We start from the raw sequence: 14821 nt of genomic DNA, 5'->3' as shown, positions 1-14821 counted from the left end.
TCGCCGAAGGAGAATGGATGAACGCCGTTTCCACGGCGGACAGCCGCCTCAGCGACCTCGACCGCCCTCAAGCTCCCGGGGACGGCCGCGGCGCGATCGCGGAGGCCGTGACGCTGGGCGCGCTGCTGCGCTGCTGCGTCCGCGAGGTGGCCGGGCCGCGCGGGCTGGTCTGGCCTGCGGAGCCGTACGTGCTGCTGCGGGTGGCGGGGACGCTGCTGCGCGCCCGCGTCCACGGCGGGATCGCGCTGCGTTTCGACGGCCCGGCCGAGTGGCTCTCGGACGGCGCGTGGCGGCCGCTCACCTCGGAGATGCTGGTCGCGCTGATCGAGCGGGAGCTGCCCGGCGGCAACGACGAGTTCGCCGGGCAGGTGGCGCGCAGCCGCGAGGCGATCGGCGCGCTGCTCGACGCCCGCGAAGGCGGCGCGGCCCCCGGCGATCCGTGGCTCGCGTCGGAGCAGGCGCTGGTCGCGGGCCACCCGTTCCATCCGTCGCCGAAGGCGCGGGAGGGGGACGGCTGGCTGCGCTACGCGCCCGAGGCGCACGCGGAGTTCCCGCTCCGGCTGCTCGGCGTACGTGCCGATCTGGTCGCGGAGCGGGGCGACACCCGCGCGCTCGACCTGTCCGGCTCGGCCCCGGCGGGATACGTCCCGCTGCCGGCGCATCCGTGGCAGCTCGGCCTGCTCGCCGCCGATCTGCGCGAGCCGCTGGCCGACGGGCGGCTGGTCGATCTGGGCGAGACGCCCCGGCCGGTGGCGCCCACCTCGTCGGTCCGCACCGTCTTCGATCCGGGCACCGGCATGTGCCTGAAGTTCAGCCTGGACGTGCGGATCACCAACTGCGTGCGCAAGAACGCCTGGTACGAGCTGGCCGGCGCGGTGGAGCTGACCGAGCGGCTCGGTCCGGTGTTCGCGCGGCTCGCGGCGCGCTTCCCGGGCACCCGGTGGCTGCCCGAGCCCGGCTACCGGTCCGCGGGCCTCGGCGTCCGGCTGCTCGAAGGGCTGGGCGTGATCCTCCGGCCGGGCCCGTGGACGGTGTGCGGCCCCGGCGTCACCCCGGTCCTCGCCGGCGCCCTCGCCGCGCCGCGCGGTACGGCGGACGGCGGTCCCTGCGGCACGGCCGACCCTCTGGTGTGGTGGCGGTGCTATGTGGAGCGGGTGGCGCCGCCGGTGCTGGACGCGTATTTCACGCATGGCGTCGTCCTGGAACCCCACCTGCAGAACGTGCTGCTCGGGATCGACCACCACGATCTCCCCGTTGAAGCGATATTTCGGGACATGGAGGGGACGAAACTCGTCCGGGACCGGCACGACCTGTCCGGCCTGCCCCCGGCGGTGGCCGGGGCGCTGGCCTACGACGCCGACCGCGGCTGGAACCGGGTCGTCTACTGCCTGATGGTCAACCACCTGGCCGAGATCGCCGCCTCGGTGGCCGAGCACGCCGGACGGGCCGTCCTGCCCGAGCTGTGGTCGATCTGCCGGGACGTCCTCACGACGTACGCGGCCGGGCACGGCACGCCGCCCCTCCTGGCCGAGCTGCTCGCGGGGGCGCCGCTGCCCGCGAAGGCCAACCTCGGGGTCCGCTGGGCCAGGGACGCCGACCGCTCCGCCGGGTACGTCCCGATCGCCAACCCTCTCGCCTGACACACCCCGCGCCGCACGGCCGGGGCCGCGGTCAGCCCTCCAGGTCGCGGGCCCGGCGCAGCCAGTCGATGAACAGCTCGGCGTCGATGTCGTCCACTGAGCGGAGCTTGACCGCGGCCATCACCCGCGCGGCGGGTTCCAGCCGGCCGGACGGGTCGTCGATCTCCTGCCCGCGCCAGAGCCCGAAGGTCACGTGGGCCGAGTACGCCTTGATGTAGGAGACGGGCTGCTTTCCCGGGGCCGGGCCCAGGCTCCACACCGGGTGCCCGTGCCAGACCGCGCCCGCTCCCGGCAGCACCTCCTCGATGAGCGGCAGCAGCTTCTCGCCGATCTCGCGCAGGGGCTCGGGGAGAGCGGCGACGTAGTCCTCGACGGCGGCGAACCGGGCCATGTCCGTGTCCTTCCTGAAGTTCGGCTTCTTCACTTCTCACCGACACGTCGATCGGGTGATATGACAGGGAACGCCGTCGTTCCCTGTCGTACGGCCCGTTCGACGTCTAGGCGAGACACCGGAAAGAAGGAGAGACCCTCATGCGCTACCTGATGACGACCAAGGCCACCGACAGCGTCCCCGACGAGAAGCTGTTCGCCGAGATGGCCACGTTCGTCGAGGAGCTGACCGCCGCCGGCGTCCTGCTGGCCACCGGCGGCCTGGAGGCCGGGGGCGTCCGCGTCACGTCCTGGGGCGACGAGATCACGGTGACCGACGGCCCGTTCGCCGAGGCGAAGGAGGCGGTGGCCGGTTTCGCGCTGGTCGAGGTCCGCAGCAAGGAGGAGGCGATCGAGCTCACCCGCCGTTTCCGCAAGATCGTGGGTGACGGCGAGAGCGTGATCCAGCAGGTCTTCGGCCCCTGACACGACCGTGATCGGCGAGGAACTCCCGGTGGAAGGCGTACGGCGGACGATCGACGCGGTCTGGAGGATGGAGTCGGCCAAGATCGTCGCCACGCTCACCGGGATGCTGGGTGACGTCGGCCTCGCCGAGGAGCTGGCCCAGGACGCGCTCGTCTCCGCGCTCGAACAGTGGCCGGAGTCCGGCGTCCCGGACAACCCCGGCGCCTGGCTGACGGCCGTCGCCAAGCGCCGCGCCGTCGACCACATCCGCCGGTCCGAGCGGCTGGAGCGCAAGCACGAGCAGATCGCGTACGAGCTGGGACAGCGGCCGGAGGACGCCGATCGGGACGACGTCCTGCGGCTGATGTTCCTGTCCTGCCACCCCGTCCTGCCGACCGAGGCGCGGGTCGCGCTGACGCTCCGGCTGCTCGGCGGACTGACCGCCGCCGAGATCGCGCGGGCCTTCCTGGTCGGCGAGCAGGTGATCGTCCAGCGGATCGCCGGGGCGAAGCGGACGCTGGCCGAGGAGCGGGTGCCGTTCGAGCTGCCGGACGGCGCCGAGCTGGCCGAGCGCCTGTCGTCGGTGCTCGGGGTCATCTATCTGATCTTCAACGAGGGCTACTCGGCGACGTCCGGCGACGATCTGATGCGGCCGGAGCTCTGCCTGGAGGCGCTGCGGCTCGGCCGGCTGCTGGCCGAGCTGGCGCCGCGCGAGGCCGAGGTGCACGGACTGGTCGCTCTCATGGAGCTCCAGGCGTCGCGGTCCGCCGCCCGTACGGGGCCCTCGGGGGAGCCGGTCCAGCTGCACGAGCAGAACCGGGGACGCTGGGACCAGTTGCTCGTCCGCCGCGGCTTCACCGCGATGCTGCGCGCGCGGGAGGCGGGCGGGCCGCCCGGTCCGTACCTGCTCCAGGCGGTGATCGCCGTGTGCCACGCGCAGGCGCGGACCGCGGCGGACACCGACTGGCCCCGGATCGCGAGCCTGTACGAGGCGTTGTCCCGGCTGCTGCCGACCCCCGTCGTGCGGCTCAACCACGCTGTGGCGCTCGGGATGGCGTACGGGCCGGAGGCGGGTCTCGCGGTGGCGGACGCGCTGACCGCCGACGCCGCGTTGCGGGACTACCACCTGCTCCCGAGCGTCCGGGGCGACCTCCTGCTGCGGCTCGGACGCCGGGAGGAGGCGCGCCGGGAGTTCCGGCGTGCGGCGTCCCTGACCAGGAACGTCGCCGAGCGTGCCTTCCTGAGCCACCGCGCGGACGAGATCACCGCTCCGGACGCGCCGGCGCTCACCCTCGGGCAGGCCGCCCGCGACTTCCTGGACCGCGCCGGGCTGGACGCGGCGACCGTCCGCTCGTACGGGCAGACCCTGCGGCGGCTGCGCCTGTCCCTGGGCGACGAGCTGCCGGCGGCCTCTCTCACCGCCGACCAGGTGGCCCTGGTGTTCCGTACGGCCTGGGGCGAGGCGGCGGCCAAGACGTGGAACCGGCACCGGTCGGCCCTGCGGTCGTTCTGCGCCTGGGCCTCCCTCGACGACCTCGCGGCCGGGCTCGACCGGCGGGCCGAGAGCCGTACCCGCACGGAGTCCATCGACCCGGCGCTGCTCGACGAGCTGTGGGACCTCCCCGGCATCTCCCTTCGGGAGCGGACCCTGTGGCGGCTCCTGCACGAGTCGGCGGCCCGAGTGACGGCGGTGTTGTCGCTCAACGTCGAGGACCTGGACCTGGACGACCGCCGGGCGCGCGCGGGCGGCACCTGGGTGACCTGGCGTTCCGGAACCGCGGCGCTGCTCCCCCGGCTGGTGGCCGGCCGCGCCCGCGGCCCGCTCTTCCTTGCCGACCGGCGTCCCGGACCGGCCCGGAGACCGGCCGCGGCGGACCTGTGCCCGGAGACCGGCCGCGGCCGGCTGTCGTACGAGCGGGCCGAGTACCTCTTCAAGCGGGCCACCAAGCCCCTGGACCCGGCCGGCGACGGCTACACCCTCCGCCGGCTCAAACCACGCGACTGATCACCCGCTGGAGGTCGTTCTGCGCCGTCGGTCGAACCGGGGGCGTCGCTCACGCCGTCCCGGGTCCCCCTCCTTCGCGAACGGGTGTGGCCGTACGGCCCCTGTTCGGGAGGCATCCTTCTTCCGAGGTGGAGAGACTTCTCCCGCGCCTGTCCGGCTCCTCGGGCGCCGTCCCGCTCCGCTGTTACTGTCCGTCACGCGACAGCGACCACACGTACCATGAGACGGCGCGAGGAGTCCGAAAGGATGGGACCCACATGCCTCTCGTCGAGCACCGGCGACGCGTCACGCATCCCGCCCCCGCCCCCCTACCACCGCCAGAGCCACCGGAGGAGCCGTTGGACGCCGAAGCCGAGATCCAACGGCTCTGCCTGGAGCTCAACGACGCCGGCTACACCGCGGAGATCTCGTGGGGGCGCGTCGTCGTGAGCCCGTGGACGAGCATTTCGAGCGCCGACGTCGTCGAGTCCCTCGTCGACATGCTGTTCCCCGTCAAGCGCGCCAACGGCTGGCGAATCCATCAGAACGTGGCCGTCCACATCCCTCCGCTGCTCGACCATCGCATCCCCGACCTGACCGTGACGCCCCGGCATCCGGAGCGGCACGACGACATGCGCCTGCACGGATACGGCACGCTGCTGGTCGTGGAGGTGTGCTCGCCCGGCACACGTACCGTGGACTGGTACGAGAAGCCGATGGATTACGCGCGGGCGGGCGTGCCGCTCTATCTCGTCGTCGATCCGGTGACCGCCCCGCCGACGGTCACGCTGATGAGCGGTCCGGTGGGCGATCTCGCGATGGACGACGAGCGGCAGCCGTACCAGGAGGTCGTGACGGTGGAGGCGGGTCAGCCGCTCGAGCTGCCCGAGCCGTTCGGCGTCAAGCTCGACACCTCGCTGATCTTCGACTGATCCTCATGTGCCCACTTCGGGTACGCGGCGGATCAGGTCGGCCAGGCCCTCCGCGTCGAGCAGGTCGACCGGCCGCACCGTCTCGTTCGAGCGGACGTAGTGGAAGGCCGCGCCGACCTTCTCCAGCGGCACCCCGGCGAGCGACGCCCAGGCCAGGCGGTAGGCCGCGAGCTGGACGGCCGCCGTGCGGGCGGCCCTGCCGCGCGGGCGCTCGCCGGTCTTCCAGTCCACCACCACATAGCCGTCGCCGTCGGTGAACACGGCGTCCATGCGGCCCCGGACCAGCCGATCGGCGATCATCGTCTCGAACGGCACCTCCAGGTCGAGCGGCTCGCGCGCGGCCCACACGCTCTCCTCGAACCGCTCCTGCAACTCGGCGAGCTGGACCTCGGCGTCGGACAGCTCGTCGGACGCGCCGGGCAGCTCGAAGTCGTCGATCAGCCGCTGCTGACCCCAGCGCGACTCCAGCCAGGCGTGGAACGCGGTGCCCCGCCGCGCGAGGGGCGCGGGCTTCCTCGGCAGCGGACGCCGTACCTGCCGGGCCAGCGCGGACGGGTCGCCGGCGAGGGTGACGAGCGACGACACGGACAACCGCGCCGGCAGATCGACGACCGCAGACTCGGCGCGCCGCTCGCGCTCCTTCAGGAGCAGCTCGGTGTCCCTGGCCCAGGCGCGCGTCCGCTCACTCTTGACGTGGACGGGATCCTCCTGGCCGTCGAGCGCCCGCTCCATGGCCTCCTCGACCATGCGGGCGCCCTCAAGCACCGCGTCGCGTACGGACACGGCGGGCCAGGACGCTTCGGAGGGCTCGGCGAGCAGCGGGTTCTCCTCCGCGTCGCTCTCGTCCCAGCGGGCCACGGTCGCGCCCGCCGCGCGGATCTCGTCGAGGAACTCCGACGGTTCGAGCGGCTTGGACGAGCCGCCCCAGCGGTACCCCGACGCGATCAGCAGGTAGTGCGCCCGGGTCACGGCGACGTACGCGAGGCGACGCTCCTCCAGCAGGTCCCGGTCGCGGCAACGTTCGTCGAAGTCGGCGAGCGCGTCCTTGTCGAGCCCGGCCAGCTCCGGCAGGTCCGACACGTCGCCCCGCAGCGGGTACGGCAGCTTGCGGAAGTTCTCCGTCCACCGCGAGTTGGTGACGGGCGTGGCGGGGAAGACGCTGCCCCTGGCCAGGCCGCCCTTCTGGGTGGTGATCTGGGACAGGCCGGGGACGACGACGACCGGCCACTCCAGTCCCTTGGACGCGTGGACGGTCATGAGCTTGACGCTGTCGGTCTCGCCGACCCGCCCGGCCTCCAGGCCGAACTCCTCGCTTTCGGCCGCCTTGAGATAGGCGAGGAACGCGCCCAGCGTGGGGTCCTCGGCGTCCCCGGCGAAGCGGGCGGCGGCGTCGAGGAACGCGTCGAGGTCGGCCCGCGCCGCGAGGGCGCTGCCGCCGCGCGCGGCCACCTCGATGTCGAGGCCGAGCCTGCGCTCGATCTCGGTGATGAGGTCGGGCAGCGGCTGGCCCGCGCGGGCCCGCAACGACCTGAGCTCGCCCGCGAGCGCGGGCAGGCGGACCCGGGCGAGCGGGGAGAACGGCTCCAGCCACTCGGGCCGGTCGGGCAACTCGTCGAGCGCGTCGATCAGGCTGCCGCGTTCGCTCTCCAGGTCGGCCATGACCTGCTCGAGCGGGTCGCCCGCCCGCCTGCTCTCCTGGCTCAGATCTCGGGCGAGGTCGCCGAGGACCTTCAGGTCGGCCGGGCCGATCCGCCAGCGCGGCCCCGCCAGCAGCCGCACGAGAGCGTCTCCCGCGGTCGGGTCGTAGAGGACGCGCAGCGTGGCCACGATGTCGGCCACCTCGGGGACGGTCAGCAGGCCGCCCAGGCCGACGACCTCGACCGGGACGCCGCGGTCCTCCAGCGCGCGCCGCAGAGTGGGGAACTGCGAGCGTTTGCGGGCGAGGATGGCGAAGTCCCTGGCCTGCAGGGGGCGGTCCCGCTCGCCCTCGCCCCAGGGCAGGCCGTCGGGCGCGTCCCGCGTGCCGATCCTCCCGGCGATGCCGTCCGCGATCCAGGCGGCCTCGTCCTCGGCGGTGGCGTGGAAGGCGCAGACGACCCGGCCTCGGTCGGCGCGGTTGGAGCCGGGCACGAGCACGGGCACGTTCCCGCGCCGCCCGTCCCGCAGGGGCACCTGTATCTTCGCGGCCACGTCGAGCACCCGCTCGCCGTTGCGGAAGCTGACGGAGAGCTGCCGGACGGGCGCGGGCTCCCCCGCCGACGTCGGGAAGTCCTCGGGGAAGCGGGACAGGTTGCCCGCCGACGCGCCGCGCCAGCCGTAGATCGACTGGCAGGGGTCGCCCACCGCCGTGACCGGGTGCCCGCCCCCGAAGAGGGAGCGGAGCAGCACGAGCTGGGCGTGGCTGGTGTCCTGGTACTCGTCGAGCAGGACGACGGAGAACCGGGACCGCTCCGTCGCGCCCACCTCGGGGTGCTTCGCCGCGATGCGCGCCGCCAGCGCCATCTGGTCGCCGTAGTCGATGACCTCCCGGGCGCGTTTCACCCGCGCGTACGCCTCGGCCAGCGGCAGGAGCTGCTCGCGGATCGCCTGGGTGCGCACCGGCCGCTGCTGGGCCGCCGTGGCCTTCCCGGGCAGCTCGGCGAGGCGCTCCCGGAGCCACGCGCCGACCTCGCGCACCTCGTCGGCGCCGCGCAGGTGCTCGGCCATCTCGCCGGCGAGCTCCAGGACGGCGGCGGTGACGCTCGGCGGGCCGAGGTCGACCAGGTCCATCGGGCCGTCGTACTGTCCGACGATCCGGGCGGCCATCTGCCAGGCGACGGCCGGGCTCATCAGCCGCATCGTCGGCTCCAGGCCCTCGCGCAGCGCGTGGTCGGTGACCAGCCGGGCGGCGTACGCGTGGTAGGTCGAGACCGTGGGCTCGGCGTCGAGCAGCGCGGCCGGGACCAGGCCGGCCGAGGCGAGCCCGGCGAGCCGTCTGCGCACCCGCTCGGCCAGCTCGGCGGCGGCCTTGCGGGTGAAGGTCAGCCCGAGGATCTGCTCCGGCCGGACCTTGCCCGACGCGACCAGCCAGACGACCCGGCCGGCCATGGTCTCGCTCTTGCCCGACCCGGCGCCGGCCACGACGACCATCGGCTCCGGCTCGGACTCGATGACGGCGGCCTGTTCGGGGGTCGGGGGGAGGATGCCGAGTTTCTCGGCGAGCTCGGCGGGGCTCAGCCTGGCCGGCTGCCACTCGGGCTCGGTGTGGGCGTCGTCCTTCCCCTCGGCCATGCTCAGCACACCTGACCTCCGCTGTCGTTGACGGGGCAGCAGATCTTCGCGGCGCAGGTGCGGCAGCCGTCGTTGACCTTGGCGACGAAGACCTTCTCGGACATGCCGGCCGCGACGGTCTCGACCAGGTCCTTCGCCCAGCCGGGGTCGGCGTCCTCGCCGAGGGCGCTCTGCGCCTGCACCTTGGCCGCGCCCGTGGTCCCGGCGGCCTTGCCGACCTGCACCAGCTCGGCGCCGCCCGGCTCGGCCAGGCCGTGCCGCTTGAACGCGCCCAGCAGGGTGGCGAGCTGGTAGACCCCCAGTTGCGGGTGCCGGTCGAGCTCGCCGTCCTTGGGCTTGGTGCCTCCGGTCTTGATGTCGATGATGACGGCCCGGCCGTCCCCGTCCCGCTCGACCCGGTCCACCCTGCCCTTGATGTGGACGCCGTCGGACAGCACGGCGGTGAACGGCTCCTCCAGCGCGACGAGCTCGCGGGGGTTCTCCCGGTGCCAGGCCAGGAACCGCTCGACCATCTGCTCGGCGATCTTGCGCTGCTTGCGGTTGAACCAGACGCCGCCGAAGTCGAACTGGTCCCAGATCTCGTCCAGCCGCCGCGCGAGGTCCGGGTCGTCGCCGGTCGCCAGTACGGCTATCGCGTGGATGACCGTGCCGAGGCTCTGCGTGACGCCCGTGCTCCCCGCGCCCACGGCCGTCTCCAGGACCCACCGCAGCCCGCATTTGGTGAAGTTCTCCACGGCGGACGGCGAGACGCGGACGACGTCGTCGGGCCAGCCGAGCGGGCGGTCGTCGGACAGGGGGGTCAGGGCGTACCAGTCACGGGGGCTCGCGCCGGGCACACCGGCCCGGGCCAGCCGGGCGAGGTGCGTGGCGGCGACCCGGCGCACGGCCTCGGGCCGTTCCGGGTCGCAGACGGCGGCGCGCAGGTCGGCGACGAGCGCCGGCATGCTGAGCCAGCGGGCCCGGTCGTCCATGGTCACCGGCTCGGCGCCGCCGGGCAGCAGCTCGGTCAGGAAGCGGGAGGGCCGCTCGTCGGTGTCCTCACCGCCGACCGCGGTCACGACCAGCCGGTGGCGGGCACGGGTGGCGGCGACGTAGAACAACCGCCGCTCCTCGGCGAGCAGCTTGGAGGCGAGCGCGGCCGCGGCGGCTCCGGTGTCGAGCGCCGCCGTGTCCGGCGTGCCCCCTCCGGCCAGCTCGACGAGCGACTCGATGCCGAGGACCGATCCGCGCAGCCGCAGGTCGGGCCAGACGCCCTCCTGGACGCCGGGCACCACCACGACGTCCCATTCGAGGCCCTTCGACCGGTGGGCGGTCATGATGCGTACGGCCTCGCCGTCCGGCGCCTGCTCGGCGAGCGAGTCGCCGGGGATCTCCTGCGCGATCAGGTCGTCGAGGAAGACCTCCGCGCCCGCCTTGGGCAGCCGGTCGACGAACCGGGCGGCGTAGTCGAACAGCGCCACGACGCCGTCCAGGTCGCGGTCGGCCTGCGCGCCCCTGGACCCGCCGGACATGCTGACGTCGGTCCACCGCTCTGCCAGCCCGCTGGCCTGCCAGACCTCCCACAGCACGGCCTCCGGCCCGTCCGGTACGGCGGAGCGGGCGATCTTGAGGAGCGCGGCGACGCGTTCGGCCGGGGCGGCCACATGCGGCTCGATCGGAACCAGCTCGCGGGCGTCGCGGACCGCCGCCACGAGCAGTTCGTCGGAGGAGCGGGGCGTGAACGGCAACGTCCCGTCGTCCTCGGCGGCCTGCGCCTGCTCCGCCGCGCGCAGCGCCCGCCGCAGCCGCCGTACGCCGATCATGTCGGTGCCGCCGAGCGGGCCGGTGAGCAGCTCCTCCGCGGTCGCCGCGTCCAGCGTGGACGGCCGGACCGCGACCTTGAGCAGGGTGACGAGGGGCCGGACGCCGGGCTCCTGGATCAGCGGAACCTCGTCGCCGCCGACGACGACCGGCACCCCGGCCGTGACCAGCGCGCGGCGCAGCGGCGGGATCTGCCGGGCGGCGCTCCTTACGAGGACGGCCATCCGCGACCAGGGCACGCCGTCGAGCAGGTGCGCCCGGCGCAGGGTGTCGGCGACGACGGCGCACTCCTGGCCGACGCTGTCGGCGATCAGGACGCGCACGCCGCCGGGCTCCGCCCCGGGCACGGAGAGCAGGTCGCGGTGCGCGGTGAAGGTGGCGGGCAGCCGCGTGGTGACCCGCCGGGACGCCTCCAGCAGCTCGGGACCGCTGCGGCGGCACACCCGGAGCGCCACGACCGGGGCGTCCCGGCCGTCCAGCGTGCGGAACCGCTCCGGGAACCGGAGGATCGCCCGCACGTCCGCGCCGCGGAACCCGTAGATGGCCTGGTCGGGGTCGCCCACCGCGATCAGGTCGCGCCCGTCTCCGGCGAGCTGCCGGAGGACGAGCTCCTGGGCCGGGTCGGTGTCCTGGTACTCGTCCACGAAGACGACGTCGTAGGCGGCCCGCTCGCGCCGCCGCACGTCGCCGTCGGTGAGCAGGCCGGCGGCGGCGCGGATCAGCTCGGCGTAGTCGAGCGAGGGCACCGGGTCGAGGTCGAACCGGTCCTGGTAGCGGTCGGAGAACCGCCCGGCGGCCTGCCAGTCCTCCCTGCCGTGGTCACGACCGAGCCGTACCAGGGCGTCGCCGTCCAGGCCGCGCTCGGCGGCACGGGACAGGAAGTCGCGCAGCTCCTCGGCGAAGCCGCGGGTGCCGAGCATCTCGCGCATCCGCTGCGGCCAGTGCCGGGCGCCGTCCTCCAGCTCGCCGTGCAGCAGCCGGCGGACCTCCAGGAGCTGTTCCGGGCCGGTCAGCAGCCGGGGCGGCGGCTCGCCCGCCAGCACCGCCTCCCGCCGGAGCAGCGCGTACGCGTAGCTGTGGAAGGTCAGCGCCAGCGGCGTCCTGGTCGTCCTGCGCAGCCGGCCGGTGATGCGTTCCCGCAGCTCACCGGCGGCCTTGCGGCTGAAGGTGAGGACGAGGACGCGCTCGGGGTCGACGCCGCGCCGCTCGATGCGGTCGACCACGCTCTCGACGATGGTGGTGGTCTTCCCGGTGCCCGGACCGGCGAGCACGAGAAGCGGCCCCGAGCCGTGCTCGACGACGGCCCGCTGGTGCTCGTCGAGAACGGGGGCCGCGTGCCGCCCCACCGCTCCGCGCCGCACCAGCCGATAACTCATAACACGCCATTCCACCAGACCACGGGAGCTGATCGTGCCCTCTTGGGCACGAGGTCAGGACGGGAACACGTGGTCGACCACCCGGGCGGCGGCCTTCCCGTTGTCGTGCGGCGCGTACGTGCGGACGAACGAGGCGTACCGGTCGGCGAGCCTGGCCGACACCGAGTCGATCGACCGCAGGACCTCGACGACCTCCGGCGAGGTGGCGAGCCTGGGGCCCGGCCGCTGCGACTCCAGGTCGAGGTAGAGCTCGCGGCTCGACCGATACTTGTCCAGGTCGGGCGTGAACAGCACGACCGGCCGGCCGCTCGCGACGAAGTCGAACATCGTCGAGGAGTAGTCGGTGACCAGTACGTCGGCGATCAACAGCAGATCGGCCATGTCCGGATATGTCGTGACGTCGATGGCGAACCCGTCGAGGGACGGCACGTGCGGGAACGCCTGCATGGCGTGGCCGCGCACGAGCACGACGTGGTCGGCGCCGAGGGCCCGCCGCGCGTCGACGAGGTCCAGCTTCACCGAGGCGTTCCTGCGGTCGTAGTCGCGGAACGTGGGGGCGTAGAGGATGACCCGCTTGCCCTCGGGGATGCCCACGCGCCGCCTGATCAGGCTCGCGGCGGGCTCGCGGTCTCCGACGAGCACGTCGTTGCGCGGGTATCCGCTCTCCAGGATCTCGCCCTCGTAGCCGAATGCCTTGCGCATGACCGAGGACGCCCAGGGGCTCTGCGAGATCAGCACGTCCCAGCCGCGCACCTCGACGGCCTGCCGGTGCCAGACCGGCGGCCGCGGCTCGCGGCGCATGTGCGGCAGGTCGCGGCCGATGTGCTTCACCGGCGAGCCGTGCCAGGTCTGCACGCACACCTGGTCGTCGCGGGTGCGGAACCAGGGCGGCAGGAAACCGTTGGAGATCACGTACCGGGCGCGGGCCAGCGCCTCGTAGTGCTCCCGGCTGCCCTCCCTGACGACCGTGGGGACGATGTCGCCGGGAAGGTCCAGCTCGGCCGAGCCCGGCGGGACGAACGCGCCGTCCCTGACGACCCAGATGTGCTCGCCGTCGTCACCCCGGCGCAGCCGCTCCTCGTAGATCGCCCGGGGGCTGTCGGAGTAGGACCTGCCGTCGGAGGAGACGTAGACGGCGGCCTCGCGCAGCGGCTTGGCCCGCTCGGAGGGGTAGAAGTTGCGGCTCAGCGCCCAGACTCCGGCGGCGCTGCGCTCGTCGCCCGGCCGGTCCTCCGCCGCCACGAGCACGGGCACGTCGTACCGCGTCGCCACGAACCGGTAGACGCGGCCGTCGATGGTGCGCCGCTCCTCGTCCAGGCCGTCGAGCCCGGCGTGGTCGAAGCGGGCCTGCGCGATCGCGGGACCGTGCTTGCCCGGCGGCGCGACCGACATGCTCCAGATGCCCTCGGCGAGCGGGACGGCGCCCCCGAAGCGGGGCATCGCGCCGGGCGCGAGCCGTACGGAGAACTCCTCGCCGTCCCGCTCAAGCGGGACGCGGATGATCAGGCCGCCTCGGTGGCGCAGCAGCAGGTCGCGCGGCCCCGGGTCGGGGTCGGGGTACCTGCCCTTGAGTGTGAGCGCGTCGTCGTGCCACTCCGCCGAGGCGATCACGGGAAGGATCTTGTGCCCGGAGACGACGACGCGGTCGCGCCGGTCACCCTGGACGGTGATCTCGCGGTCGCCGACGATGATCCGGGTCTCCTCGCCGCCCTCCAGCATCACGGCGGCGGCCGGCTCGCCCTTGGGCTCGACCCAGAGCCGGCGCGCGTCGCGGTCCTTGAGCAGCGTCTGCACACCCAGCACCAGCGAGAACTCGCTGCCGCCCTCGACCGGGGCGAACTCCGCCGCCATCCGGTGGCCGCCGACCCTGGCCTTGCCACGCGTGACCGGATGGCCGGGGATGAAGCCGGTGAGCACGACGTTGTCGCCCTCGCGCCGTACGCCGGTCAGCTCGGCCCGGGTCGGCTGCAGGACGACCTGGAGCGCCTTGTCGGAGGTCCACACCGGGCGCACCCACCAGCGCGGCTTGACCCGCAGCCCGGCCGGGCGCTCGGTGCGGCCGATGGCGGGGCCGCGCAGCGGGCCGGTCGCCCGCGCCATGCGGCTCCAGATCGCGATCTCGGCCCGCCAGGTGGTGGTGTCCTGCACGGTGTGGCGGCGCTTGAGCACCCGCTTTCCGCCGCGGACCACCGCGCGCAACGCGGCCCGCCAGCGGAGCGAGAACGGGTGCAACTCGGCGGTGAACCCCGCCCAGTCGTAGTTGCAGCCCGGCTCCTTGGCGGCGTGGGTGGCCTCGGGATAGTAGATCCGCCGGGTCCTGAGCGTCACGCGCGGCAACCAGCGCGGCCCCTTGAGCACGACCGTGGCCCGGTTGAACCGGCGGCTGCGCACCGACAGCCCGGCGAGGTACGCGTGGCCGGTGATCCGCAGCCGCCCGCCGACCCAGGAGATGTCGTCGATCTGCGTCACCGGGACGAGGTCGGCCTTGCGCAGCCGCAGCAGCTTGTCGTCCACCTCGACGGGCAGGTCGGCGTACCACCGCAAGCCCTTGCGCACCCGCCGGGACGGCTCGGCCGCGGCGGCGGCCAGCTTGGCCAGCGCGTCGCTCTCGGCCAGCTCCTCGGGGTCGCGGGTCTCGATCAGGTGGTAGCCGGCGCGGCGGCCGACCGGGAGGTCCCTCTTGACGCGGGCGTCCACCTCGGCGAGGTAGGGTCTCAGGGCGGAGATCGCCTCGCGGCGGCGCGCGGCGCCGCGCTTGGCCGCCGCGTCCAGCCTCAGCCCGAGCGGCCCGGCCAGCGCCTCGTGGTCGACCTCGCGGCGCTCCGCCGGCCCCAGGCCGGGCTCGCGGACCCGCTCGACCAGTGACGATATGGACTCACCCCGGTCATAAAGCTCCTGAACAGCCCGCAGACGGTCGGCGACGGTGTCGCTCGTGGGCGCGGGTGTCATAGGGGAGGCACCACCCTTCGGAGACCGGTGTTCTAG

The 14821-nt window shown here is 73.9% G+C and carries 8 protein-coding genes and 1 pseudogene; 5 read left to right on the top strand and 4 right to left on the bottom strand.

The features are described from left to right. Positions 1–17: 17 nt before the first annotated feature. The gene (locus AWQ70_RS21425) at positions 18–1640 is read left to right on the top strand and encodes an IucA/IucC family protein (RefSeq protein WP_084517546.1); all 1623 of its coding nucleotides are present in this window, start codon (positions 18–20) and stop codon (positions 1638–1640) included. 31 nt (positions 1641–1671) lie between these two features. On the opposite strand, the gene AWQ70_RS21420 is transcribed toward AWQ70_RS21425, so the two are convergent. Then, positions 1672–2064: a DUF1801 domain-containing protein gene (locus tag AWQ70_RS21420; RefSeq protein ID WP_245647078.1), complete on the bottom strand. Its 393-nt coding sequence runs from the start codon at positions 2062–2064 to the stop codon at positions 1672–1674. 107 nt (positions 2065–2171) lie between these two features. Here AWQ70_RS21420 and AWQ70_RS21415 point away from each other — a divergent pair, with 107 nt between their 5' ends. The 4 genes and pseudogenes from AWQ70_RS21415 (at position 2172) to AWQ70_RS21405 (ending at position 5390) form a co-directional block, all read left to right on the top strand. Next, complete coding sequence (locus AWQ70_RS21415) at positions 2172–2495, top strand: YciI family protein (RefSeq protein ID WP_067178860.1); 324 nt, start codon at positions 2172–2174, stop codon at positions 2493–2495. A gap of 67 nt (positions 2496–2562) precedes the next feature. Beyond that, a pseudogene (locus AWQ70_RS42565) lies at positions 2563–3729 on the top strand (RNA polymerase sigma factor); the annotation flags it as partial. Then, positions 3715–4479 (top strand): site-specific integrase, encoded by a 765-nt coding sequence (locus AWQ70_RS42560; RefSeq protein ID WP_444543141.1) that lies wholly within the window; start codon positions 3715–3717, stop codon positions 4477–4479. The pseudogene AWQ70_RS42565 and the gene AWQ70_RS42560, both read left to right, overlap by 15 nt. Before the next feature lie 338 nt (positions 4480–4817). Beyond that, positions 4818–5390: a Uma2 family endonuclease gene (locus AWQ70_RS21405; protein WP_067178858.1), complete on the top strand. Its 573-nt coding sequence runs from the start codon at positions 4818–4820 to the stop codon at positions 5388–5390. Positions 5391–5393: 3 nt separating this feature from the next. On the opposite strand, the gene AWQ70_RS21400 is transcribed toward AWQ70_RS21405, so the two are convergent. From AWQ70_RS21400 to AWQ70_RS21390, 3 genes are read right to left on the bottom strand one after another with little or no spacing between them, the layout of a single operon-like run. Further along, positions 5394–8660: an ATP-dependent helicase gene (locus tag AWQ70_RS21400; protein WP_067178919.1), complete on the bottom strand. Its 3267-nt coding sequence runs from the start codon at positions 8658–8660 to the stop codon at positions 5394–5396. A gap of 2 nt (positions 8661–8662) precedes the next feature. Then, positions 8663–11836 carry an ATP-dependent helicase gene (locus tag AWQ70_RS21395; protein WP_067178856.1) on the bottom strand — a complete coding sequence of 1058 codons (3174 nt, stop codon included), beginning with the start codon at positions 11834–11836 and terminating at the stop codon, positions 8663–8665. Positions 11837–11890: 54 nt separating this feature from the next. Then, positions 11891–14785 (bottom strand): CDP-glycerol glycerophosphotransferase family protein, encoded by a 2895-nt coding sequence (locus AWQ70_RS21390; RefSeq protein ID WP_067178854.1) that lies wholly within the window; start codon positions 14783–14785, stop codon positions 11891–11893. Positions 14786–14821 lie beyond the last annotated feature (36 nt).

The sequence above is a fragment of the Microtetraspora niveoalba genome, assembly GCF_001570405.1.
Classification (GTDB): Bacteria; Actinomycetota; Actinomycetes; order Streptosporangiales; family Streptosporangiaceae; genus Microtetraspora; species Microtetraspora niveoalba.
This window is presented reverse-complemented; position numbering and strand designations above follow the sequence as displayed.